This window comes from Bacillus sp. UNCCL81, assembly GCF_900112535.1.
Lineage (GTDB): Bacteria > Bacillota > Bacilli > Bacillales > Bacillaceae_G > Gottfriedia > Gottfriedia luciferensis_B.
In genome coordinates this window covers 146,171-173,015 of the sequence record NZ_FOMF01000004.1, presented here as the reverse complement: position 1 = coordinate 173,015, position 26,845 = coordinate 146,171, and the positions used below count along the sequence as shown (strand labels likewise).

The window sequence follows — 26,845 nt, the reverse complement described above, 5'->3', positions numbered from 1 at the left end:
GGCAATCTTAATAATAATTCCTTCACAGTCGAAATAAATAAGTTAGAAAGATTTTAATTAAATACTCTTTATTAATAATAATGTTTTTTAATTATGAAATTACTCATTTAAATTTAGTAATCCACGTATATGCCTTGGTGTAGTAAAATTAAACGTAATTATTCTTAATAAAAAAACAATTGATATAATAACAAAGAGGTGCTACTAATGAACTTACAAGAAAAAATTGATAGCTCATATCCACGATATTATGATTACGAAGTAAAAATTTCAAAAGACCAGTGGATAGAACTAATACAAGACAAAGAAGTTTTTAAAGAAAAAAACATAGAGCACATGAAATGTATCTATAAATTTGAAAATCACGCAGCTACATGTAAGGAAGTAAGTGAAATATTGGGCGGGACCGCCCAAACATATAACGGATTAGCAACCGCTTTAGCAAAAAGAATTGCATCAAAGCTTAATATTGAAAAATTACCTGCTAGAAAAGGTGATTCAGATGTTTATTGGTGTATCTTATTTTATGGTCAAGAAGTCGATGATAGTGTCAGGGGTACGTTTGAGTGGAAACTAAAACCCGAATTGGCACATGCACTACAAAATCTATATCCTGATATGGAATATCCTAAGCCAGTTATTGAAAAGAAATTAGATAATGTTCCAACTTCAATTTGGTTAGCAACAGTACTTCTTACATATATGTCTTTTAAAAGAGACAATGAATTAAATGATACCAACATCTTTTTTGAAATGAACAAAATACAGAAAATGGCCAAACGAATATGTAGTAAAAAAATAAATTCAGCTAGGATTTCTCAATGGTGTAACGGTGATCATAGTGAACACAATTATTGTTATCTAAGATCAGGAGAGAAAGCTCTTAGAAGACTAACTGCGCTTGGGGAGTTTGGTGGAGTTAAGGAACGACCTGATAATTTGGATTTAGATATGGTATTTGAGTTGGATGATAGTATTGTTAGTGTAAAAATGTTGGTTGATTTTGTGGATGGGGTGTACTTTAACTTGATTAATGAAAAAGATATAGAGGATGATATTGATTTTGAATCATTAGTAAATTTTTTGCTATGGTATGCTGGTAATAAATACATTGTTCCTGAAAAAGCAGTTAATGAAGAAATTTATTCAAAACAGCAGAATATGAACATTAACCAAATTGAGTATATGAGTCAAGCTAGAACATTAGGAATGAAAGCAAGAGGAAGTTTTGTTGAATTGGCAAAACGAGTGAATTATAGTTTTAAAAGTTTTGAGATGGGGAATTGTTCTAACTGGGTTAATCAAGCGCAAAAATTCCCTGAGTATTTTTGGGTTGAATTTAAGAAAAAAGGTTTCAAAGAAAGTAAATCAAGCATTTCATTATCTATCTCCAAAATAGAAGAACAAATTATTATATATGTTTCTGTTGAGGCAAAAGAAAATGGAAGTAAAAAGGATGACTTTGATAAGCATAATAAATTGATATATCTGGAAAAAAATGACCCAAATATATATTATAGGGCACAAATAAATAAAGAAGTTAATAAAATTTTGGATTATCCAAGAGAAGAAATAATAAGAATGGTAGAAAACAATGAACTGATTAAAGTTCAAGTCGAAGTTGAAATTAATGGACCATACGTTTCAGCAAATACATCTAAAATTGTAAAACAGATTAAAGAAGCATTTGTTAAACTTGAGCCGTATTATAATGTGACTATTGAAAATCAGAAAATCGACACAAGCCCAGGAGAAGAGAGTCCAATTAATCAAAGTTCAATCAAATTAAATAATGAGTTTAGTCTAAACTCTATACTATATGGCCCCCCAGGAACCGGTAAAACTTATAATAGTATTCTCTATGCAGTAGCTATTTGTGAAAAAACAAGTATTGAAGCATTAGAGAAGAAATCTTATGAAACAGTATTAAATCGTTATAAAGAATTAGTAAAAAATAATAGAATTGCTTTTACAACTTTTCACCAGTCTTATGGATATGAAGAATTCATCGAGGGAATTAAACCAGTTATTAGTAATCAAAGTAGCACTTCTTCAACTGAGATACAATACGAATACTCTTCCGGTGTGTTCAAGAAGTTCTGTGACAAAGCAAAAATAGGAAATCATGAACCATACGTTTTTATTATAGATGAGATTAATAGAGGGAATATTTCAAAAATATTTGGTGAACTAATTACACTTATCGAAAAAACTAAAAGAATTGGAGCAACAGAAACTACTTCAGCGATATTGCCTATACAGGCGATGTTTTTGGAGTACCAAATAATGTATATATCTTAGGAACTATGAATACAGCTGACCGGTCAATTGCATTAATGGATACTGCTTTAAGAAGAAGGTTTAAATTCATTGAAATGATGCCAAATTCAAATGTACTGACAGAATTAGGAATTAATCAAATTGAAGGAATCGATATAGCAAATATGCTAAGAGTTATTAATGAAAGAATTGAGTATTTGTATGATAGGGAACATACAATCGGACATGCATACTTTACAGATTTAGCAAAGGATCCTTCTTTAAGGAAACTAGCCGAAATATTCCAAAATGGAATTATCCCACTCTTACAAGAATATTTTTACGAGGACTATGACAAGATTCAATTAGTGCTTGGTGATAATGCCAAAATTGATGATGAGTATAAATTTATTCTTGATAAAGAATTAAAAGTAAAGAACGTATTTAAAGGTAATCCAGATATCGATTTGCCTGAAAAGAAATATATGATTCAGAAAGAGGCCTTTTATAAGACAGATAGTTATATACAAATTTATTAAAGTTTGGTGAAGAGATGAACAAGCTGTTAGAGGTTCGAGAGTTTGAGGCAATTACTTGCAACGAGGATTATAAAAATGATACCTCTTTAAAATATATAAATGAAGAAATCTTTACTGAATTAGAAAATTACATCTTAGTCTTTAACGAGTCAGATGAGGCAGATGCCATGGACTTCTTAAAGATTGGTGTACGACGCAATGTTGGGAAAGTTATTCAAGCAAGGAATTATGTTGGAATTATTCAAACGAAAAGTAATTTTCAACTTCAAATACTTCCAAAGATTTCAAACAATGCTATAGAAGATACGAAGAAAACATTTCTTAGTATGCTTCGTAGTTTAAAGGACTTTCCAAGTAAAATATTCAACGAATCAAATTTAAAAATGGATCGAATGAACCTTTATGAGATATTCATCAATATGTATATCCAAGAAGTACTAAGTCTCATTAAAAAAGGTTTACGCTCATCTTATTTGTCTAAAGAAGAGAACATAAATTTTTTTAAGGGAAAATTGATTGTTCAAAATCATATTAAGAAAAACCTTATTCATAAAGAGCGATTTTATATGAGATATGACGAATTTGGAATAAATCGTCCAGAAAATCGTTTGATAAAATCCACACTGTTGAAATTACAAAAGATATCTAACAGTGCGACTAATATTAAAGAAATTAGGCATCTTCTTACTAATTTAGAAATGGTTAAATCATCAACAAATTTCACGAAGGATTTTTCAAAAGTTGTCATTGATCGAAATACAAAGGATTACGAAATGTTAATGCAATGGTCAAAAGTATTCCTGATGAATCAAAGCTTTACAACTTTTTCTGGAAATACTACTTCAAGAGCGCTATTGTTTCCAATGGAGAAAGTTTTTGAATCATATGTTTCTCAGAACTTAAAGCGAGTACTTGCTGATCTTGGTTGGGAGATATCGGTACAAGATAAAGGATACTATTTATTTGATAACCCGAGGAAATTTGCTTTAAGGCCGGATATTGTTATTACACGTGATGATGGTAGTAGAATTATTATAGATGCAAAGTGGAAGTTACTGAATAATAATCCACAAAAGAATTTTGGTATTTCGCAAGCTGATATGTATCAAATGTATGCTTACTCTAAGAAATATGAAACATCAGAAATATGGTTATTATATCCTTTGAATGACGAGATGGAGAACGCCGATATTAGTTTTGTTGCGAATAATTTAGAGTTTATTGAAACTAATGTGAGAGTATTTTTTGTGGATGTTACTAGGATTGGTGAAAGTTTGGGTTTGTTGAAGGAACAGTTGGTAAGAGTATAACATTTCACTTGTAAAGCCCCGTTAATGTCATTACATTACGGGGTGTTTTCATGACTTTTACCAGGATTCTTATTGATGAAATACCAACTGTAAATGTGAAATTCGAAATTAAAAAACTCTCAAGTAAATACGTGAATATTTATAAAAGTTTTAAAAAGTATAAAATTGGCAACAATTGCATTATTTTTTTTCTGAATCTCATACTATTGAAATTGAAAAAGTATTATAATAATACAGGTTTATTAATAAAGTTTTAGAGACTTTAAGGAGGACTAAATGCAACAATATCTTAGCTTTATATTCATGTTTTTAATGTTGGTTTTAGCAATATTTAGTATTAATAAAATATACAGACCTTATCATATGGCGAGGAAAAGTGTAGATGAAATTATTATTAAACTTAAGGAGATAAGTCAATTTGATAATTTGGATCGATTTTTAGAATTCGATAAATGGTTAGTAAGTAAGCAAAGTGAAGATTTTTATTTTTTGTATGTTATTCCCTCTTGGAAGAATTTTTTTAATAAATATAAACAGAATCAACAAAATGGGCTTATTTTTACTCCAGATGTGTATGACTTTTTCTTAGAAGAAGAGTTTTTAAGAAAGTTTGGAAAAAGGAAATTAGCTGAAACAGTCCCAGGATTATTTCTTGCAATAGGAATAATAGGTACGTTTACTGGTATTGCATTAGGAGTAAGTGGATTGAAAGCCACTGGTGATGCAAGCACAATGAAAAATGGGATAAATATATTATTGGAAGGAATGAAAGTTAAATTCTTATCTTCTATAATAGGAATACTTTTATCGGGCGTATATCAATTTTTCGATAAGTTAATTTACTATCCTAATCTATTAAACGATTTCACAAATCTTAGAAGTGCACTTGATGAAACCTTCCCAACTCAAGAAGAAAGTATTGTATTACATCAAATGTTATTAAATCAAAAAGAACAAATGAGTGATTTCCAAACATTCATGACAGAAATGCTCATTCCAACAATGGTTTCTGGTTTTACAGAATCGATTCAGAACTCACTTGTACCACACTTAGATGAAACTAAGACAATGATGAATACAATGATAGAAAATACTAGTGCATCTCAAATGGATACTATGAAGCAAATGACTGATCAATTTGTTACTTCACTTAGTGAAATGACAGGGGATCATATGAGAGATTTAGGTGATGCTTTAAAGTCAACAGTTGAATGGCAGCAAAAAGTTCACAGGGAAATGACTGTTTTAGTTGAATCTATGCAAAATTCGGCTAAAGAACAATCTATATTAATCGATAAATCTACTACTCTTACAGAACGTATTAATAGTTATATAGAGCAAGTAATTGACTATCAAAGTCAAATGGAAAGCACAATTTCTCAGTTAAATGATGCTAATGAAAAGAATAGTAACTTACAGAGTATTCTTACTGAACTTATTAGCAGTATGACAGATGAACGAAAAATATTCGATAATCAATTTAAACAGCACTTAGAATTATTAGATGATAGTATGATTTCACTTTCGGGACATACAGAATCTCAAGTTTCACTAAATGATAGACTGCTAAAAAATCTAACAAGGTTTAATGAATTAACTGATAAACAAATGAATGTTTCTGAATATTTAACAGAACAAATTGAGTTATCGAATGAGTCTACTTCAAAAATCAATTTAACTTTAGCTCATTTTGAAAAAAATGGTGAACTTATTGTTGCTATTCAGAATGAATTAAATGCATCACTTCAGATGTTACTAAATGAAAGAAAAATAGTTGATCAAGTTTATTCTGATGTAAGCACTAACCTTATTGCTCAATTAAGAGATATGGATCAACGTATAGACACTTTAAACAATTTATGGAAATCTAGCTCAGATGTATTAAATTCTGTAGGTAAGCAATTATCTACTTCAATGGAATTGTTTACAAGTGAAATGCATAAAGGACTTGAATATACTTTTAGCCAGTTTGATGAAGAACTTGGAAATTCAGTAAAATATCTATCTATGGCAGTTGATTCTATACATGAAGGTGTAATTGAATTACCTCCTACGTTAGAAAAGTTAAAGAATACAATTAACTCAATTAATAAACTAAATTTAACAACAAATTCCAAATAAGGTGTTGAAGTAATATGGCTAGAGGTTTTCGCAATATAAGGCGATATCCTTCTGTCGGGCATGAAGAAGAGAAGGAAAGTTTTTGGGTATCTTATACTGATTTAATGTCTGGTTTGGTAATAATATTTGCATTAGTATTAATGATAGCAATGTTTACTATGCAAGATTCGTTTGAGAAGTCACAAAAAACAATAAAAGAAAAAAATAAAGTGATAGAAGATATTGTCGGAGTTAAAACAAAATTGATAGATCAACTAGTAAAAGAATTTGATAATTCAAATTTACAATTACAAGTCGATCCAAATACTGGGGCAATTCGATTTTCTGGCGGAGTTTTCTTTGCGTCTGATAGTACAGAGATAACTCCTCAAGGACGAAAATATCTTGAAGAATTTATTCCAAAGTATGTAGATATTTTAATGTCTAAAGAATTTAAAAATGAAGTTTCTCAAATAATTGTAGAAGGTCATACAGACAAGCAAGGCACTTATTTATATAATCTAAATTTATCTCAAGGAAGAGCGCTTTCTGTTGTACAAGAAATTTACTCACCTGATTTTCCAAAGTTTAAACATCAGCAAGAGTTAAGTAGTATAATTACAGCCAATGGTCGATCATATAGTGTACCAATCAAAGGGAAAAACGGGCAAATTGATCCTAATAAATCTAGACGTGTTGAGTTCAAATTTAGATTAAAAGACGATCAAGTTATTGAAAAAATAAATGAAATGGTGAAAGCAAATGAGCGTTAGTTCGAAGTTTTATCATTTTTCATATACACCTAAAAAACTAGTAGATGAAAGGATACGAATTGAGAATAAATTTGAAGAAATCGATAAAGAAATTCCTACAGTAAGTGGGAAGGTGAAGTTACCAGATTTGTTAGAAGAAATTCGTAAAACAAAATTAAAAGAAATAGAAAGTATTCTATCTAGCTTTAGTAAATTAGATATTCGGATACTTATGTATGAATACCCTTTTTCAAATGAGAAGCACGAAGATCAAATTAAGATAAATCATATACTAACTGCTTTATATAGAAGTGAGTTTGGTAAAATAATTTGGAAATTGTTTCAAGAAGATTTTTCTAATGAATATCTCAATTCTTTACTAAAATCTTCTTATTCAAAAGAACGAGAGAAGTTTGTAGGTATGTCTGAAAAAGAATCTTTATCATTTGGTGAAGCTTTAGAAAATAAGACAGGAATCGTTAATGGATTAATTGATTTAGCACTTAATTCAAATGATAAATTGTCAAAAGTATTTGGGCAATGGAAAGTAGTTAAGGAGAGTTCACTTGAGAGGAAATTAATTGAAGGTGTGCTATTAAAAGGTGTTAAATCGAATAAAATTTTTGAAGCTGAAAAAATGAAACAAATAATTGAGTATTTAAATAAGATGCCATTAAACGTATACCAAAATATTTTGAAAAACTATATAGAGGTTAGAGAATATAAAAAGTTTGATGATGAGATATTAAAAAATGCTATAAATAGATTATTAAACCCAAAAGATGATGACAAGTTATGGAATTTTCTTGAAGATACTTCAATGAATAAAGTAAAAAAATGGATAAACCAAGCTAAACTGAAAGAAGTATTTGAACAAGATAAAGATAATAAAAGATTCGAGTATTGGAAAAGATTTAATGATTTCTTTGAAGATGTCGAAGTCATTAGAGATCCACTAGTGGCTTTTATGTATTTTAAGGATTTTGTGGTAGTTGAATTTGGAATAATGGGAGCAGCTTATTTCTACCATAAAACAGGATTTGATGAATTAATATATCCTAGAATTAATTCTTTTAAATTTAGAAATTCAAGAAGTAATTCTACTAAGGAAAATATGTTAAAGGAAACTATTACTGAATATCAAGGAATAGAATTATATATTAATAAATTAACTCATCTTCCGGTCGATACATGGCCAGTTAAGAAGTTCGATCCCCAAATGAGCATTTATTTAAATGAATTACCAAAGTGAGGAATAGAAGATGGTAAAATTATTCAATTTCAGAAAAAAGAAAAATGAATTTGAAGAAGTTACTAAAATTCATATAATAGAATCGAAAACTGAGCAAGGTATCGTATATCAACTGCTTAATCAGAAAACAAACGATTCTTTATCCTTTCCTTTACAACTTTCAATATCTGAATTAAAACTACAAGACCAGTTAGATACTCTCGAGGCCCTAGAACAACTTTGGTATGAAGAAGCACTAATTGATAATGAAGGGAAATATCTTCTTCAAGCAGAATTTATTTTTCAGCTTGATGAAGAGTATTTAAAACAATTGAAAATTCCTTCACCTACTTCTTTTCAGTTGAAATTAGGTCATGAAGGTATAATTGGAACAAGCAAATTTAAGTTTATTCTTGAGAAACATTTAAATAATTGGAATCACATCGAACGTACTGGAAAACAGATAGGGCCATGGGTAAAACTGGCGGATGGTACTGAATATTTGATGTCATCAGAGCAGTTTGAATTTCAAAAAGATCTTAAAACTATTCCAGGAATGGAAAATAAAGAAGACATTCTGGGTTACGTAGCGAGTATTCGTTCAAAAGCAAAACAATTAAATATACCAATGGACGAATATCTGGAAAAACAACAGTATCTATTCATTGATCAACTGGAATTAGATTTAAATTATGATGGTAAAGAGATAGCATTATTACCAAAATTTAAGTCAAACGATAATATTTCACAGAATATACTTGATATAATGAGTGACAAAAAAGCTAGATATCTTAGTCAAGATGGATCGAAGATTTTTGTTAATAAAGAGACTTCAAAACAAGCGGATATATTAAGAGAAAGTCCAACGATAAAAGGTCAAGCAATTCCATCATTTGTTGAAAGTCCAGAGGCATTTATTCCTGAATTTGCTGGAATTGATTTATCTCAATTTAGTGACCGAGTAAAAAATTTAGGCATTAAAGTTTATAAAGCTCAACCTTTCGTTTTTGCAACCGAAAAAGAAAGAGGTTGGTTCGGTTTAACAACCGGTTTTTCAGCAGTAGATGAATTGGGTGAAAAACAAGATTTTGCTAATGAAGAAATTGAAATTCTAATTTCAGAAGCGAAGAATAAAGGCCAAAATTATATTGAATGGAATGGTCATTGGCTTAAAATTCCTGAAAATGCAAGTGAGTTTATTGAAGGCACCAAAAAGATCAGTGAAGAAATAGTAAATGATAATGGAATACAACTTCATAAGTTACCATATATTCTTGAAATCTTTGAAAATATTGATCACCTAGAATTTAATCAACCTTTACTAGATCTTCAGACAGTATTTAAAGATTCCGGTATATTTGAAAAAATTACTCCTAAGTCATTCAATGCGACATTAAAACCATTTCAAGTGGATGGTTATATTTGGATGAAATATTTACACTATAGAAGAATTGGCGGACTCCTTGCGGATGATATGGGGCTGGGGAAAACTGTACAAGTAATATCATTTTTAACTTATCTATATGAGAAAAATGGATTACAACCTACATTAATAGTTGCCCCTAAAACATTAATTGAAAATTGGAAAAATGAAATAGGTAAATTTGCTCCACAATTGCTCAATAAACTATATACTCATCAAGGAACTAGTAGATATAAATATCCGGAATCATTAAATCAGTGCAATATTATTTTAACGACATATCAAACTCTGGTGAATGACCAGCTTTTATTTGGTCAAGTTAATTGGAGCGCAGTAATCTGTGATGAGGCTCAACCTATGAAAAATCCATCTACCTCAGCTTCCCATGTGATAAAAGCTCTAAAAGCTAGAATGAGATTAGCATTAACTGGTACTCCTGTAGAAAATAGCTTAATCGATTTATGGTCAATTGTAGATTATGTGCAACCAGGATTATTAGGTAGTTTATCAACTTTTAAAAAAGAATTTGTGACACCATTAAAATCAGGTGATAATGCAAATCGAATTGAAAAAGAACTAATTTCAAGAATTTCAAGTGTATATAAACGAAGAACAAAATCAGAAGAACTTTCAGGACAATTACCTGAGAAAAAAATAATCTCAAATCCAGTTCCAATTGGAGAAATACAATTAAAATTATATTCTGAAGTCATAGCACTTGTAAAAAATGGAATGATGAAGGGTTTAGAAGCGGTTCAACATTTAAAGAAACTGTCTTCGCATCCAGCTTTACTAAGTGAGTCTTATGAAAATGTATCATTTAAAGAGATACCCAAATTAAAAGAAACCATCGATATTATTCATTCTGTTCGTCAAAAAGGAGAAAAAGTACTTATTTTTACAGAATATATTAAGATGCAATCTATACTCCGTAAATGTATTCGCGATGAATTTAATGTAAAACCGATGATAATAAATGGTCAAACTGATAAACGAATGGATATAGTTGAATTATTTAATCAAAAAGACGGATTTGATGTTATGATTCTTTCGCCAAAAGCAGCAGGTACAGGGCTTACAATTACATCTGCAAACCATGTTATTCACTATACTAGATGGTGGAACCCTGCTGTTGAAAATCAAGCAACTGATCGAGTTTATCGTATTGGGCAAGAAAAAGACGTTTATGTTTATCATCCAATTGTGACAGACACAAATGGTTTTACTCAAAATGGGACAGTTGAAGAAATTGTTCATCGAATTTTAGAAGAAAAACAACATCTTGCATCTAATATTGTTACGACTACCAAATCTGTCAATTTTGAAGATGAGGTTTTAGGTGTATTATTAGGGTGATTTGTAACAAAAAAACTCCCAAATATGGGGGTTTTTTTGAAAATTGATTAATGTATTTTTTTGGAATCAATTCCCTTTATTATGTTTTTTTTAAAATGATGTTCAAATAATAAAAATAAATTATACTTATATAGAGAATTGAGTAAAAAGTTTTACAAAAAAAGTAAAAGTCTAACAAACTAATAGGTTGTACAGATTTGTCAATATAGCTGTAGATTAGAAAATTAAACTTGAATATTCTGACTGTTTTAAGGATTGTATTAATTCTTTAATGTTAATATATTCCATTAAATGCCGCCAATTATTTTTTTTTGTTTATACTCTAATTACCGACTTAATTCTTAGGAGGTTTTGTAAATTGTTCATCGAAGGATTGGTTGAATATAGACCAGGAATTGAAACAGAGCGATTTGTATGGGAGCATGTTAAGTCCGGATTTTCAAGTCGTGAAAGCTTTGGATTTCTACACTTTCCAATGTTTAAAAAAAACTACGATGGAAAACGAGAGATTGATATTTTGCTTGTCGACCGAGAGCTTGGCGTTAATATAATTGAAGTAAAAGGAATAACTATCGAGCAAATTGAGTATATTCAAGGGCATAAATGGTACTTTACAAATTATCATTCTACTAGTGGAGAGCCCTTTAACCAGGCTGAGCAGCAGCTAAATATGCTTTGTGATGATATAGAAAAGAAAGCTATACTTTATCGTACTTTTAATAAACGTGCAATGGTTGCTTTACCAAATATTACTCACGAACAATGGAAAAAGCGAGGATTTAGTCAGCAATTAAACAATCCTTTCATCTTATTTAAAGATGATTTTGAGAAAGGAACTTGGATTCAAAAGCTTAAAAAAATTCAAATTTATAAAGCAAGAATTAATATAAATGATTATAAATGGCTTACATTAAAAAAACATTTTTTTATTAAAGATCAACAGAAAGAAATTAATAATAAAAGACAAAGTCATTACTCTTCCTTATATATTTTCGTTAATGAGAAGCAATTTTTAGAAGAAAAAGAAAATATTGAAACAAACTTAAAAGAAGGAGTAAAGATTTATATCTTTAGCGATTTCTCAATCTCTAAAAATTGGCTAGCATCACAAGAGAACTTCGTTGGAGCGTTTCAGCTACAAGTATTCCATTCAAAAGAGTTAGGCCAATTTATTAAGAAACAAATCATAATTGATGGTGAGGTAGAAAAATCATTTTTGAAGGACATTCTAGCTCCAGCTTTTCCAATGTTTAACGTTGGTCAGTTTATCGCTACGCATACACCTATTAATGAAAAATTAATGATAACAGCAGGTGCAGGAACTGGTAAAACACATGTAATGATTGATCGTATTTTCTATTTACTAGAAAAGGCTGATATTACACTAAAAGATATTGTGATGATTACTTTCACGAATGCATCAACAGATGAAATGAAGGAGCGTTTACAAAAAAGGCTACTATCCATGTTTAATTTGACTGGAAAGACCAAATTTCTCTATTTTGCTGAGGAAGTTAAGAACATGCAAATTAGCACAATTCATTCTTTTTCTAAGTCAATATTAACTGAATTAGCCCATGAAATTGGATTCGGTCGAAACGTGATAGTGAGGAGTTTTATTAAAATCAAAAATGATATTATTGAAAGCCTCATAGATGAATTTTTTAAAGAATACCATATTAAAGATCTTGTAAAACTGAAGTTAACGCACTATAACTTAATTAAGATGGTGAGGAACTTTTGGGATGAACTAGAGCGGAAGGGCCTTACTAAACAGGAAATCGAGTCACTTGACTGGGGAAAAGTAGTGGATGAAAAATATAGAATTTTAAATGATCTTTTTAAATATGTGTTCGAACGCTGTGAAGGGTTACTTGAGACTGTTAAAAAAAAGGAAAATGCGATTGATACTGGGGATATGATAAGAAAGCTGAAGTTGTTTACACAAGGGGATAAAATGAAACAACTTCAAATGGAAAAGTATTTATTTATTGATGAATTCCAAGATAGTGATAATACTCAAATTGAATTAGTGGCATGCCTACGAAATCAATTAAATTATCAATTATTTGTTGTTGGTGACATTAAGCAATCTATTTACCGTTTCCGCGGGGCTGACTATACATCGTTTGAAAGACTTGAAGAAAGGACAGGGAAATTCGAACCGGTTACTTTAAATCAAAATTATCGAACAACTAGTAGTTTATTATCAAAGTTAGATAAGGTGTTTTCATTTTGGGGACAAAAGCGTTGGGGGCCAAATAGGGTAAAAGAAAATTTACTTCCGTATTCTAAAGATGATTGCTTAATAGGTATGGAGATTACTAAGCCAACAAATGAAGAATTTCTGTATCCTAGGACTAAAAAGGAATTTTTAGAATCTGAAACAGTTGAGCAGATTTGTAAATCGTTTGAAGTAGTAAATCAACTACCTGACAATGAAAATAAAAAAATCGCACTTATAGTCCGAACAAATAACCAGGCTCTCGAAGTTCGTAAATGGTGTGAACGTGCCAAAATAGGGACCAGCCAAAATCTAGATGGTACTTTTTATAAATCAGAGGCCGTTTTACACTTTAAAATACTCTTAGACGCTTTATTATACTCAAATGAAGCAAGTTATATCGTAAATCTCTTACATTCACCTTACTTTAATTATGAAATACCAAGTAAGCTATTGGTTTTATTTAAAGGTAATAACGAAAAACTTATTGAGTTTTTAGTATCACATATAGGAAATGATTTTACTCAATATCTTGAAGATTTAAGAAAGCTACCAGTTCTAGCTGTAATACAAAAGGTAATATCTGAAAAGGGACTTTTAAATAATATTCGCTCCTATTATGAATCAAAATTTGATAATGATTTAACGATTGAGTCATCAATTAAACAATATGAGAAAAACTTATATTATCTTATGAATATTATTCAACAACAATTTGATTCGATGAATAGTACACTTTGGAGAATTCATGAATGGATATCATTACAGATTCGTGTGAATCGAAGTGAAAATGAGCCGTTGATTGAAACAAATGCTGGAGTTGAAATAACCACGGTACATCGATCAAAAGGATTAGAATACCATACTGTAATTATGCCAAAACTTTCTCACCAATTTGACCACGATTTAACGAGCTTTTATGTTCAAGATGAAAAAGAAATGAATGGCGAAACAAGAATGGTCGGTTGGAAATTAAGAGACTTTCAAAATAATAATTTTTCTACTCTTCAAAATTATGAAAGTTTTGAAGTGCAGAGGGAAGAAACTAGGCTATTGTATGTAGCCATGACACGTGCAAAAAAAAGACTAATCCTGGTGATGCCTAAAAAAGCAAAATCAGATACATGGGGTTGGTTATTAGAATCGGCTTTGGATGAGGTGAATTATGAAGATTGACGTATTTACGTATGACGATCCAAGACGATGGAGATACCATACTCAATATAATAATATAAAAAACGCGATTCATATTTGTGCTACCAAAAATATGTTAGATGGGATATCTGAAGCTTATCAAGACATTGAAGCAGATGAGTTTACCTATATGTTTACGATTCGTGAATTGATTGATGAATTATTAATTAAGTGGAGTTCATCTGAAAATCAGTTAAAGCAATATCTGGCTCTATCTCGTGTTATTAGTGAATACAATACAGAGAATTTTGATTTAAAAGAGGCATTTCGAAATAATCGTACTGACATACTAGAAACAATAAGATTCCTTACGTTTACAGGTGTATGTCCAGAAGACCTATCTAAAATAGACATTAAAAAGGATGAGTTGACAGATAAGGAGAAACTATTTCAACAAATTTGGTTCAAATTAGAAGAAATTGATCCTACATTTAAAGAAATTAGGAATCAGTTGCGTAAAAGATGGTCTACTACAGAAGTGAAAAATACACTTAATAAGCTTTTATCTAAGAAAAAAATAACTAAAAATGTAAATGAAGTAAATAAAATAATTTTACACGGCTTCTACTTTATTACCCCAGAGCAGCAGGTATTTTTACAAGCTCTTGGTAAAGCCGGGTTTGAAATCGTATTCTTTAACTTCTATGATCAAAGGTACTCTGACACTTTTAATTTCACAAGGGCGTTCATTTCAAAACAATTTAACTGGACTGATAATTGGAAAATCGAAAGTAACCGCGAGATTAAGAGAGAAACACTCGGATCGAAATTCTTATCTGCATTTGAAGATGAAACTTCATGGTATAAAATCAATCAGGAAATTATTAGTTATGACTCCTTCTTTGAATTTTTAAATGCTGTAATAGTACCAAATTATCCAATTGGAAAACCACAAGATGAACGAAAAGATGTTCAAATTATTGCAACAAATGCAGATATATTAAATGATATATTAGTTCAATATTATCCAGAAAAGTTTGCAGAAAGACGAAATTTCCTCCAATATCCTATTGGGCAATTTATAAGTAAAATTCATCAAATGATTGATGCTTCAAATTTAATCTTAAATGAAGATATATTAATTTCAGCTTTTTCATCTGGATGGTTATATAATCCTTTAACTAAAAAGAATGCAAGAGATTACTCCTATTTGTTAAAACAGCTATTACCTTTCTTCGAAAACTGTATTAATGTACATGAAGAATGGATACCTAGGTTTTCAGAGTTATTGGACACCTATGACAATATATTACCTGCCTTTGAGGAACTTGAGGATAATTCAATTGTTAAAATCGTTCGGAGCCCATTTACAAAAATTGCTCATTTTTCTTTGACAAGAAAGCAAGTTGAAGAAGTACATTATTTTGTTGAACAACTTATAAATATTGCAAATGAATTGTTCGATGTAAAAAATAAAGAGGCATCTATTAGTGAGCATTTTAAAAAATTACAAATTATATTAGATGAACGTAATCCAAGTAATCACTTTGACTTGTTCCCTGATGAAGTTGATATTATTGGAAAGTTGAATGATAAATTAAAGATTATTCGCGACGATAATTACTTCTTATATGACGACATTGGAGAAGCTATCAATTTTTACCTAAGCGGGAAATTATCACATAAAGATGAATCTTTTATTAAGCCATTTATAGAGGTAGATGGTGAAGCATTTAAACAAAATATTACTAGATTCTATTTAACTGGATTAGATGAAAAAGGTTTACCGCTAGACGAATTTAGTACGCCATGGCCGTTACAAGAGGTAACTTTTGAAAAATTATCTATTCGTTATGATGTACTTGAACTAAATACATTAAGAAATAAATCAGTTAAACAAATTTCTAGATATTTATTGTTTATTGCTTTTGAATTCTTAATTGAGAAAAATATGGAACTTTCATGGATGAAGAATTTCTTAGATCGTAAAAATCTTCAACCAGCAGTATATATTCACCAGCTTGGAATGAGGATCAAAGATTTTAAGTTTGAAGAGAACTGTGAATTGAATGAAATTCGGCCAAACCCAGTTGACTTTAATAATTTTGAAATAGAAATAAACCATAAGGATCTTTCAGATTTAGAGTTTAAAGATTTTTTAATTGAATATAAGCAGTGTCCTCGACGATTTTACTATAGTTATATACTCAATAAAATGCCTGTTTTTAAAGAGGATTTTATCCATCAATTTTTGTATACTGATCTAATTAGATTAGTGAGAAGGAGTACTTCATTGGATAATCCACAGGTTATAGAAATTGTGGGAGAATTGTTTCCTCAATGGACTGACTATAAAAAAGAGGTAATTGCAGAAACATATATACGTAGTGCAGGATCAAAAGAAGTATTAGAGGAAATAAGTTCGTCAACTAAAGTAAGTAAAGCGAGGATAAATTTCCAATTTCCTGGACTTAAAAATAAAGAAAGAGATAGTTTAGTAGAAGAAACGAAAAAAGATTTGTCTTCTTTAATAGAAGACTTAGAGGAAGTAATTTACAAAAATACAGCAATATTTTCTGCAGTTCCAGGGAAGCATTGTCGTTTTTGCCCTCATTTAGATACATGTAGTGAAGGGGAGTATCCAATTGATTGAGGTGAATAAAAAAAATAATATCTGGAAAATGGTAGCTGCAAAATGGAGATTTAAGGAAGAAGAAAGTGAATTTCTTGTTTCGATTGAAGAAATTACAGAAGAAATTACAAATGAGATTCTTGATGGTGGACTTTTAAAGAGTACATTTGATTTTTTAGATTCAGACGATGAGGATGATGACGACGAAGACTGGCCTTAATAGAATCAAGGAGGTGTAGAGAAGGAGAAATTCGTCTCCTTAATATATAATGGAAAATAAAATTGAAAGTGAAGTAATGTTAACTGCCGAACAACAAGAAATTGTCGATTACAATGGAAAAGAAATATTAATCAGGGGGATTGCTGGTAGCGGTAAAACCTTGGTCCTATTAAAAAAAGCAAAACAAACTGCATTAAAATATCCTGATGAAAAAATTGCTATTTTTACATTTGTTGGAGCACTCTCTAATTCAACTAATCTATTAATAGAAAAATATAATCTAAAAAATTTAGAAGTAAAAACCTTTCATTCATGGGCTATGAGTAACTATGCAAAAGTAATGAAAAAGAGATTCTACCTGACTAAAGGTAAGCAACAAGATGATTTTATTAAGAAAGCGATAAAAAATCTATCAAGTCTTAAACATCGTTTTGTAAATAACGAGGAATATTTCGAATTCATAAAAGATGAGATAAAGTGGATTAAAGGTAAAGGAATATCAACGAAAAATGACTATCTTGAAGTTAATCGAAGAGGTAGAGGAACAAATACACGAGTTACTATTTCTGATCGTGAAATCATTTATAAGGTATTTGACCAATATAATAAAGAAAAAGATTATTTGTTGGATTTTGATGATGCAGCCGTTATTCTTATGAAGCATCAAAATCAAATCCCAGACTCTATTAAGTATGATCATGTTTTTGTCGATGAGGCACAGGATTTACAACAAGTCCAATTACAAGTATTAAGAAATATTTCTAAAAAATCATTTATAGTTGCTGCTGATAAAGGACAGAAGATTTATAAAACTTCATTTACTTGGAAAGATATTGGATTAAATGTAACGGGTAATCGTACAAAAATATTAAAGGATTCATACAGATCAACTAAACAAATAATCAAATTAGCAGGAAGTCTTCAGCAAAATGACAACATTATTTACGATGAAGAATATGTAGTACCTACTTTGCCCGATAAGGAAGGTCCAATACCTCATTTATTTAAATGTAAAACAGCTGATTTACATGATAAAGAAATAATAAAATCATTAAAAAGTATACTTGGAAAAACCCCTAATTGTACGATTGGAATTTTATATCGTGATGGAAAATCTAGGAATTCAGCAAAATACAGAATTCAAAAAGCATTAAAAGTAGCAGGAATTGAATATGAGGACATAAAGGATAATGGGAATCCACATACCTTTGGAATTAAACTTTGTACTTTCCATTCAGCTAAAGGTCTTGAATTTGACTTTGTATTTATTATCGATTTAATAGAACCTACTCGAATTCCAGATGAAGATAAAGAAGAGAATTATTGGGAAATTGAAAGACGATTACTTTATGTTTCAATTACTCGTGCACGTGCGCATTTACAATTGTTTACCTACGGGAATCCATTAAGGCTAATTAATGAATTAGATTCTTCTTTATATAAAAGTATCTCACTCTAATAGTTAAAATATTAGTAAATGTGAATGAAAAAAGCACTTGACCTAATCAATAAAAATGATTAGGTCTTTTTACTTAATAAATGGAAAGTTACTTTTTGCTTTTTTCTTGAATCTAATATTTATTTAGAATACTCATAATAATTTTTCTCGAATTTTAGTTTACTTTTTTCTTCATGTTTTAAACAAAATCATGTATCATAGTGATATAATAAGTGCAGAAAGTATGTTCGTGTTTTGTTTGGGAAAGGATGTAAATAATATGCTTAAAGTTATAGAATTATTTGCAGGTGTAGGAGGATTTAGACTTGGTTTAGAAAAAACTAAGTTTTTTAATATAGTGCTTGGAAACCAGTGGGAGCCCTCAAAAAAAGCACAAGATGCGTTTAATTGTTATGCATCCAATTTTAAAACTGGAGTACACCTTAATCAAGATATTGCAACAATTGATATTGAAAACATCCCTGAAGCAGATGTTTTAGTTGGTGGATTCCCATGTCAAGATTATTCAGTCGCACGTTCTTTGAGTGGTGAGCAAGGAATACAAGGGAAAAAGGGTGTTTTATTCTGGGAAATTATGAGATTGGTGAACCAATTAAATAAAAAACCTAAATTTATTTTACTGGAAAATGTGGATCGTCTATTAAAGTCTCCATCAACACAAAGAGGTAGAGATTTTGGTATTATGCTTAGTAGTTTGAGTAATGCTGGTTATGATGTTGAATGGCGTATAATTAATGCAGCTGAGTACGGTATGGCACAAAGAAGGAGAAGAGTATTTATATTTGCATATAGAAGTAATAGTGAGTATGCAAATTCTCTTAAAGATAAATCCAGTGATGAGATTTTATTTAATGAGGGCTTATTTGCGAAAAAGTTTCCAGTTGAGCCTTGGCTTAACAATTTGTCTAAAATTACTGAAGAAGAAATCACGTCCGATATTTTATCTACATCTGATAATTTTAAAGCTCAATTTTATAATGGTGGAATTATGCGTAATGGTAAATTTTTAACCCAAGAGTTAACACCAAAAATTGAAAAACCAACACCTTTAAAAGAAATATTAGAAAGAAATGTTGATGAAAAATACTATTTAAAAGAAGAAGTTGCTAAGAAGTTTGAGTATTTAAAAGGTCCAAAAAGAATTGAACGCACTTCTGCGACTGGTCATAAATATATTTTTTCAGAGGGTGGAATGTCATTTCCTGAAGACTTAGATAAACCTGGAAGAACTATGTTAACTAGTGAAGGAACTTCAAATCGTAGCTCTCATGTAATTGCAGATTTAGATACGAATCGATTAAGATTTTTAACTCCTGTTGAATGCGAAAGATTAAATGGATTTCCTGATAATTGGACAAACACTGGAATGTCAGAACGAATGAGATATTTCTGTATGGGGAATGCACTTGTTGTAGATCTTGTAGCAAGAATGGGTGAAAGAATTAAAGAAATTGAGTTAGAATTTAATAAAGAATTAGTAGTTACCAAAAAAGAAGAAAATGTCTCACTTTGAGACATTTTCTTCTTTTTTTATTTGTTCAAGAATATAGGAATTATTTAACCAAAAACATTTCTTTACTAAATTCTCACCATACGGTGTAGGGTAAGTAGCAGAAGCATTTCTAGCATGTGGTCTTACATGAGCAACAGGATTTTCAGATTGTTTAGGCAAATCATGCGCAAGTCCATTATTAATCTGAATAATTGTTTTATTCCATACAATTTCAACTTGATCAAGATCTTCTGCAGGAATTGTCCAAAAGAATGCATTATCAAAAATATAATCTTCTTTATTCTTTTTGAAAACAACGAATAAAAATCTAGTGTCAAGAAACATATTTCTTAATTCTGATTCTTCCCAAGTTTCATTTATAATCTCATTATATTTAAAAGTTGGAAATGACATACTTTCTTTAATTTTTCCATTTTCCTCAATGCGTATAGCTTTAATCTTAGTATTAGATTTTATAAATTCCTCAGATTTATTTAAATCCTTTATTTCAGAGTTCAGCATTTTAGCAGCTATTAAATATGTTTTCCCTTTACTTGCTTCATTGATATCAAATAAATTACAAAGATCAGAAAGGCTTCTTCCAAAATAATTACGATAGATACCGAGAATAAATTCATCAATTGTTTTCCCTTGTAAGTCATCGGTGATGGGAATATATGTTTGTTTACGCTTCAGAATATATTCATTTAAAACATATGTCATATAGGATGATTTAAGAGAAAATGCACGTTGTTTAGCTAATTCATTTGAAAATGGTTGTTTTCTAAGACTTTCTTTGTTTGCTCCTTTAGTACATGCACTTAAATAAAATGTATCAGATTCAGATAATTCATGTGCTCTACCTTCTTTAATTTTACTTACGATTGTATTCCAATCCGATTTTATTATTTCTAAATCCTTCTCTGGAAATTCGAATAATTGAGCATGCGTAATTTTATAATTTTCTTTTGAAACACCTTGTTGAAACAAATAAAAAATTAATAAAATTAATTTGTTTTTTTTCCAAAAGGAACTGTTTTCAAAATCATACTTATATTCGTTCATGTAGTTGATAATATTTAGAACTAATCTTTCCTTTGATGAATAGGTTTTGTTCATATTTTGTTTATAAGGTGTAACTTTTAGTTCAACTCCAGCTTCGGCAAAATCAGCTTCACTATTTGAATTTGGTTCATACCCGAAATGATACTTCTCAACTATGGTACCCAGACCACCTTTATGTGCTTTGTTATTAGTAACATCATGAGGCATAATTTCATAAAACGTTTTATTTTCTAATATTTTGGCGTATCGTTCGATATCTATTGGATTGCTAGTATTATAGTCCATTTAAATAATCTCCTTCTTACTAAGTAATCTAATTATAAGTATTATTTGCTATTCCAACAATATCAAAGAACCTGTTCATTTATTTGAGTATGTACTTTTAAAGTTTAAAAATTAAAAGGGGGCAATTTCATATTATTTTAATGTTATTAATTTTAAATAGTTTCTTTAACGATAAGAACAATCCAAAAGTCCTATAATTTTCAAAATATTGTTAATACCTATTCATAAACTTGAATGGGTAATTTGTTATAATTAAATTGTAAAGAAATTTAATTTGACTTTGAGGGTTGTAAATTTTATTGATTAGTTTTAGTTAAAAAACAATTTAAATGTTTGATATAAAAGGAGGAACAAAAATGAATTTTTGGAATTTCCCTTCCGCGCTAGGTGGTAATATAAATTCGATTAATGATGCAGGTATTGAAACATTCCGAAATAATGTTGTCGAAGGTAAGGTTCGAGAAGATATTCAAAATTCTTTAGACGCAGTAAAAGATAGAACTAAGCCGGTAATGGTTGAGTTTTCACATTTTACACTAGATATTACAAATTTCCCTGGTAAGAACGAACTTATTAATGTATTTAAAAACTGTAAAAATACGTGGAATGGCAAAAATAAAAAAAGTGAGGATTTTATTGATCAATCATTAAATATACTTCAAAGAAATAAAATAGATTTTTTAAGAATTAGTGACTTTAATACAACTGGTTTAGTGGGTGCTGAGAGCGCAGAAATAGGTTCACCTTGGAGTTCACTTGTAAAGGAGTCAGGTTCGTCGAATAAAGGGGACAGTTCTGGTGGTAGTTTTGGAATTGGGAAAGCTGCGTCTTTTTTAGCATCTGATTTACGAACAATCTATTATTCTAGTTTTGCAGATGATGGGTATGAATCTCATATAGGAGTTTCCAACATAATGTCATTTAGAAAGCAAAATAATGAAATAACCCTTGGAAAGGGCTACTATACAAATAAAAATGAATCGACTGCAATAAATGGACTAATAAATTTAGATCCTAAATTTATTAGAAAAGAGACAGGTACTGATATTTACGTTTCTGCTTTCTATCCTAAATCAGATTGGAAAAAAGAAATGTTGCACTCAGTAGTAAAGAATTTCTTTATCACAATTATTGAGAAAAAGTTAGTTGTAAAAATTAACGATATGTTCATAAATCACGAAAATATTGGTGAATTAATTTTAAAACTTGAAGATAATGAGGAAAATAGAGTATTAAAAAATTATTACTTGTTGTTACATTCTAATAGTGTTAAAAGATTCCCTTATCCTGCTTGTGAATACAAAGGTAATATAACTTTTAAAGAAGGGGAAGCAGAATTATTTTTAATGGACGGTGAAAATCTGAATAGAAGAGTTTTAATGACAAGAGAAACTGGAATGTTTATATATGAGCAAAAAAATCTAAGTGGTAGCATTTCATTTACTGGTTTATTAAGAATTACCGGAAAAAATATGAATAAAGTTTTTAAAGAAATGGAAAATCCTGCTCATAATGAATGGGTAGCTAATAGATTTCATAATCCAAGTTTAGCAAAGAAGATTTTGCAAGATTTAAGAAAATTTATCAGGGAAACGATTAAGGATACTTATACCCAGTCAAATTCAGAAGTAATGGATGCTGTAGGATTAAGCGACTTTTTACCTAATCAAAGTTTAATTTCTAGTGAAGGTACTATTGATAAAGAGTCCATTACTTCTAGAGTAAAAACAATAAATTTCTCCAAAAAAACTGTTGAAAAGTCTAAAAAGAAGAGCCGTTCGAAAGAGAAGAAAAAGTCCGAGGAAGTTGAGGAAATACTTGGCACAACTGGAATAGAAGCTGATAATGAAGGTGAAGAAGAAACAGAAACAAGTACTGGAAACGAAAAAGATAATACATCTAAAGATAATAATGATGTAGAAAATGATAGAGAAAAAGATGCAGAGAGAAAACAAAATTCTACAAAAACCATCCCGATTACATCTAAGCAGAAATATCTTTGTACAGATAAAAAATCTGGTAAATACAAATTCAATATTATTACTGACAAATCTATTCAAAATGGACGTCTCGAGTTTATTGGAATTGGCGAACAAAGTGATTTTGACCTACCTTTAAAAAATGCAATTTTTAATAATGAAGATATTGAAATTGAAAATATTTCAGCAAACGCAATCAATTTTAAATCTAAAAATAAAAATAAGAATTTAAATTTAAGTATTGAAATTGAGTATCCAGAATATTGCACCATGGAGGTTTCTGTTTATGAAGTTAAATAGTTCATACCCTTATCCGGTTTTATTTGAGGGAAATGATGATTATATTAATTCGGAATTTAATGTAGATATTGCTGTTGATGAGTCGTTTGGTGAGTTAAAGATAACAACAAATTTTAAATTGCAGAATGAAGAGTTAGAGCATTTAATTCATAAAGAAATGGCCGTGTATATGATTCATATTGAGTGTCCACAAACTAGTTTTAGAAAAGCATATAATTCAACTGAGGAAATATTAAATATTGCGATTAAATCAAGTGAAATAAGAGGGAAAGTTATTATTCATTCATTTGTAGTCGCTCTAAAAAATATTGAAAATTATACAAACATTTTTTTAAATGAGTGGTATAAAGACTCATTAATAACATTCGAAAAAGGCAACTTTTTAGCAATTGGAGATGCAATCGAAGTAACACTATTGGAAGAAAACATTGAACATATGAACTTACCTTCAATCGTTTCGATTCATAAATCAGATACAAACGAGTTTATGGAAGTAGATTTATCCTCTTCAAACATAAACATACTCTTACCAAAGTATGAGTATGAACAATATGCTAATGCTTCAAATTCTAATTTGAAAAGTACAATACTTTCAATGGTAATTATGCCATGTCTTACACATACGTTTTCACAAATAGCTGAAAATAGCGAGGATTATGAAGATAATCTATGGTATCAGGTTATGAAAAAATTATTTAAAGACAATGGATATGATATAGCGGATGTAGGGTCAGATACGCTTCCGCCACTTAAAGCTACACAACTTGTGCTAAGAAAACCAGTCAAAACAAGCTTTGAGGAAATATCTAAGTTTCATAACATGGAGGATTAATCATGAGATTACAATTTATGTCTGAAGAAGGATTACAAGATTTAAGGTTAAATTATGATTTGCATAGGAAAGCATACCATAAAAAAAATTATACCTGGTTTGATGAATTTTTCAATCAAAAGGGTAGACTAATAGAATCTAATATTGAGTTCGAGATGCCCAAATTAAATTTTAGTGAAAACTTTGCAGTAAGTGATAAAGAAAATGTTAAGTTAGTTTATCGAGCCCTAAAAAATTTAACAATTTCTCAGGCTACACAAGAAAAACTATGGGCTGGACTAGTTCATTTACAATTTAGAGAATATGCATTTAATAGACTTAGTAATGAGTTAAGTGAAGAAAATGACAAACGAATAAATACTGCATTATTCTTTAAAAATGGAACAAAAAGATCTCTGTTTGTTCATATTCTAGCCAGATTATGGTGGGTAGGATATATGACCTATGATGAAAATAATAAAGAGAACCCATTTTGGTTAACTGATTTCTTCTGCGAAAAGGATTTCTCTGCCAGGTCTGTTGTATTTTTTTCTAGTAATTTTACTTCTAATCGTAATATTACAATAGGTATATTACGAGCAATTTATAAATTAAATGAGCAAGGCCACAATATTACGAGGGACTTTTTTGTTCAAGCGAATAAATATCTAAATGTTATTGGTGGAGCTATGGTTTTAGATATGTTAAGTACTGAAGAGGTAGAGGAACTAATCATGGCACATTTAATAAAAGTTTTAAAACTTGAAGATAAGCAACTTCAACAAGTTTTTTAAAAGCTTTAACAGATGATAAAAGGTTTTAAGTTTTTTTCATACTTAAAAATTCTATCTTTGAAATTAGTATATTAGAATTATCAATTTAAGAATATTTATCATATAAAGTGAGGGGTATGCTTTTGGATATGAGCAATTATAATAAAAGCGTTGCAAAAAGAGAATATGTTAAGGGAAGAAGTAAGGAAACCGAGTTCTATATTCTTACTGCAAAATTCACTGATAATGATTATAAGCTTACTTTGTTGAGAAATCATTCAAAAGTATATGAAAATCATTTTGAAGGTTTAACAAAATCAAAGTTTGGTGCCTTTGAATGGCTTCTAAACTATGATTCTTCAATATTTGAATTGGATAAAGTAACAATGGTTCATTACAAGGAAGATAGACCAAATACAGATTCTTGGGTTAAGGATACAAAAATTGAAATGCAAAAAAATTTAGATTCTTATTATAAAAATTCAAAGGTTCAGAATGTTGTAAGAGTGCAAGAGGTTAACAAGCAAAAAGATGAAAAACAGTATTCCAAAGCCAATCATGATTCAGAATTAATGAATAAGAACACTTGGATTTTTCAAGGTAATCCTAAAACTTTTGATATAGACAATTACGTTTCTGATTATAGATATGTTTGGTGGTCCCTAAGACAAAAGCATTTCTTAGATACAATTGCGATTAACGATGAAGTCTTCTTTTGGAGGTCAGATGGAAAACAGCGTATGTCAGGTGGAGTACTAGCGAAGGGAAGAGTAGTTGGTTTGCCTCAGGAAAGAGCAAATGATGAAAGTGCTAAAGATTACTGGTATACAGATGAATGGAAAAATCCATATCTAGCAGTAAAGCTAGAAGTGCTCGAAGTTAAACTTGAATTAGGTTTTATTAGCAGACAAACACTACTAAATCATTCTATTTTAAAAGATTTACTTATTCATAAGTTAAAGACGCAAACAAACTATATGTTGTCTCAAGAACACGCAAAAGAATTACAAAAGTTATGGGCATCAAAAGCTAGTGACAAGAATTATCGAATAAGTATAAATGATTTAGAAAGCATAATGGATTCTGAAATAAAGGAGACTGAGAAAGAGCAAGTGATCAAGTCCAGAATTGGTCAATCTACTTTTAAAAAGGCTCTTTTAGCAATTAATACGAAATGCGTATTATGTGGAGTCTCAGATGAGAGATTTTTGGTTGCTAGTCATGTTAAACCATGGAGTCAATCTAATCATCGTGAGCGTCTAGACGTTAATAACGGTTTATTGCTATGTCCAAATCACGATGCTTTATTTGATAAGGGATATATTAGCTTTGATGTTGATGGAAATATTTTGATTACAGACAATTTAGATGCAATTACTAAAATGTTTCTAAATATTAATGAAAATATAAAAATTAATTTGAATGAAAGTCAAAAGGAATACATGAACTGGCACCATAAAAATATATTTAAGGTTCCGTTAGTAAATAGTGAAATCTAAAC

At 29.8% G+C, this 26,845-nt stretch carries 17 protein-coding genes; 16 read left to right on the top strand and 1 reads right to left on the bottom strand.

Translation table 11 applies throughout. The features are described 5' to 3' along the window. Window positions 1-207: 207 nt before the first annotated feature. The 12 genes from BM319_RS25080 (at window position 208) to dcm (ending at window position 20,152) form a co-directional block, all read left to right on the top strand. The gene (locus tag BM319_RS25080) at window positions 208-2,301 is read left to right on the top strand and encodes an AAA family ATPase (RefSeq protein ID WP_286143720.1); all 2,094 of its coding nucleotides are present in this window, start codon (window positions 208-210) and stop codon (window positions 2,299-2,301) included. A 5-nt stretch (window positions 2,302-2,306) separates the two neighbouring features. Next, the gene (locus BM319_RS25075) at window positions 2,307-2,798 is read left to right on the top strand and encodes a hypothetical protein (RefSeq protein WP_286143719.1); all 492 of its coding nucleotides are present in this window, start codon (window positions 2,307-2,309) and stop codon (window positions 2,796-2,798) included. Window positions 2,799-2,812: 14 nt separating this feature from the next. Next, window positions 2,813-4,108 (top strand): McrC family protein, encoded by a 1,296-nt coding sequence (locus BM319_RS10365; RefSeq protein ID WP_091022490.1) that lies wholly within the window; start codon window positions 2,813-2,815, stop codon window positions 4,106-4,108. 276 nt (window positions 4,109-4,384) lie between these two features. Then, window positions 4,385-6,229, top strand: coding sequence for a hypothetical protein (locus tag BM319_RS10355; RefSeq protein WP_091022486.1), 1,845 nt, complete (start codon window positions 4,385-4,387; stop codon window positions 6,227-6,229). A gap of 14 nt (window positions 6,230-6,243) precedes the next feature. Next, the gene (locus BM319_RS10350) at window positions 6,244-6,981 is read left to right on the top strand and encodes an OmpA/MotB family protein (RefSeq protein ID WP_091022484.1); all 738 of its coding nucleotides are present in this window, start codon (window positions 6,244-6,246) and stop codon (window positions 6,979-6,981) included. Next, window positions 6,971-8,212 (top strand): hypothetical protein, encoded by a 1,242-nt coding sequence (locus tag BM319_RS10345; RefSeq protein WP_091022482.1) that lies wholly within the window; start codon window positions 6,971-6,973, stop codon window positions 8,210-8,212. Before BM319_RS10350 ends, BM319_RS10345 begins: the two co-directional genes overlap by 11 nt. A 10-nt stretch (window positions 8,213-8,222) precedes the next feature. Next, window positions 8,223-10,970 (top strand): DEAD/DEAH box helicase, encoded by a 2,748-nt coding sequence (locus BM319_RS10340; RefSeq protein WP_091022480.1) that lies wholly within the window; start codon window positions 8,223-8,225, stop codon window positions 10,968-10,970. A 358-nt stretch (window positions 10,971-11,328) separates the two neighbouring features. Then, entirely contained in the window at window positions 11,329-14,370 is a 3,042-nt protein-coding gene (locus BM319_RS10335; RefSeq protein WP_091022478.1) for a UvrD-helicase domain-containing protein, read from the top strand. Beyond that, the gene (locus BM319_RS10330; protein ID WP_286143718.1) at window positions 14,360-16,981 is read left to right on the top strand and encodes a hypothetical protein; all 2,622 of its coding nucleotides are present in this window, start codon (window positions 14,360-14,362) and stop codon (window positions 16,979-16,981) included. Before BM319_RS10335 ends, BM319_RS10330 begins: the two co-directional genes overlap by 11 nt. Continuing rightward, on the top strand, window positions 16,974-17,180 hold the full coding sequence (locus tag BM319_RS10325) for a hypothetical protein (protein ID WP_091022476.1): 207 nt from the start codon (window positions 16,974-16,976) through the stop codon (window positions 17,178-17,180). The genes BM319_RS10330 and BM319_RS10325 overlap by 8 nt, the downstream gene beginning before the upstream one ends. Before the next feature lie 76 nt (window positions 17,181-17,256). After that, window positions 17,257-18,639, top strand: coding sequence for a UvrD-helicase domain-containing protein (locus BM319_RS10320; protein ID WP_286143717.1), 1,383 nt, complete (start codon window positions 17,257-17,259; stop codon window positions 18,637-18,639). Window positions 18,640-18,898: 259 nt separating this feature from the next. Continuing rightward, a complete protein-coding gene (gene dcm / locus BM319_RS10315; RefSeq protein ID WP_091022472.1) occupies window positions 18,899-20,152 on the top strand; it encodes a DNA (cytosine-5-)-methyltransferase in 1,254 nt (417 codons plus the stop codon). Here the strand turns inward: dcm and BM319_RS10310 are convergent. Further along, window positions 20,144-21,481: a Sau3AI family type II restriction endonuclease gene (locus BM319_RS10310; RefSeq protein WP_091022470.1), complete on the bottom strand. Its 1,338-nt coding sequence runs from the start codon at window positions 21,479-21,481 to the stop codon at window positions 20,144-20,146. The two genes, dcm and BM319_RS10310, sit on opposite strands and share 9 nt — an antisense overlap. Window positions 21,482-21,837: 356 nt before the next feature. On the opposite strand from BM319_RS10310, the gene BM319_RS10305 reads away from it, so the two are divergent. From BM319_RS10305 to BM319_RS24680, 4 genes are all read left to right on the top strand, one after another. After that, entirely contained in the window at window positions 21,838-23,760 is a 1,923-nt protein-coding gene (locus BM319_RS10305; RefSeq protein WP_286143716.1) for a hypothetical protein, read from the top strand. Next, on the top strand, window positions 23,747-24,592 hold the full coding sequence (locus BM319_RS10300) for a hypothetical protein (protein ID WP_091022466.1): 846 nt from the start codon (window positions 23,747-23,749) through the stop codon (window positions 24,590-24,592). Before BM319_RS10305 ends, BM319_RS10300 begins: the two co-directional genes overlap by 14 nt. Window positions 24,593-24,594: 2 nt before the next feature. After that, complete coding sequence (locus tag BM319_RS25070; protein WP_286143715.1) at window positions 24,595-25,365, top strand: DUF6339 family protein; 771 nt, start codon at window positions 24,595-24,597, stop codon at window positions 25,363-25,365. Window positions 25,366-25,493: 128 nt separating this feature from the next. Beyond that, on the top strand, window positions 25,494-26,843 hold the full coding sequence (locus BM319_RS24680) for an HNH endonuclease (protein WP_175495594.1): 1,350 nt from the start codon (window positions 25,494-25,496) through the stop codon (window positions 26,841-26,843). Window positions 26,844-26,845 lie beyond the last annotated feature (2 nt).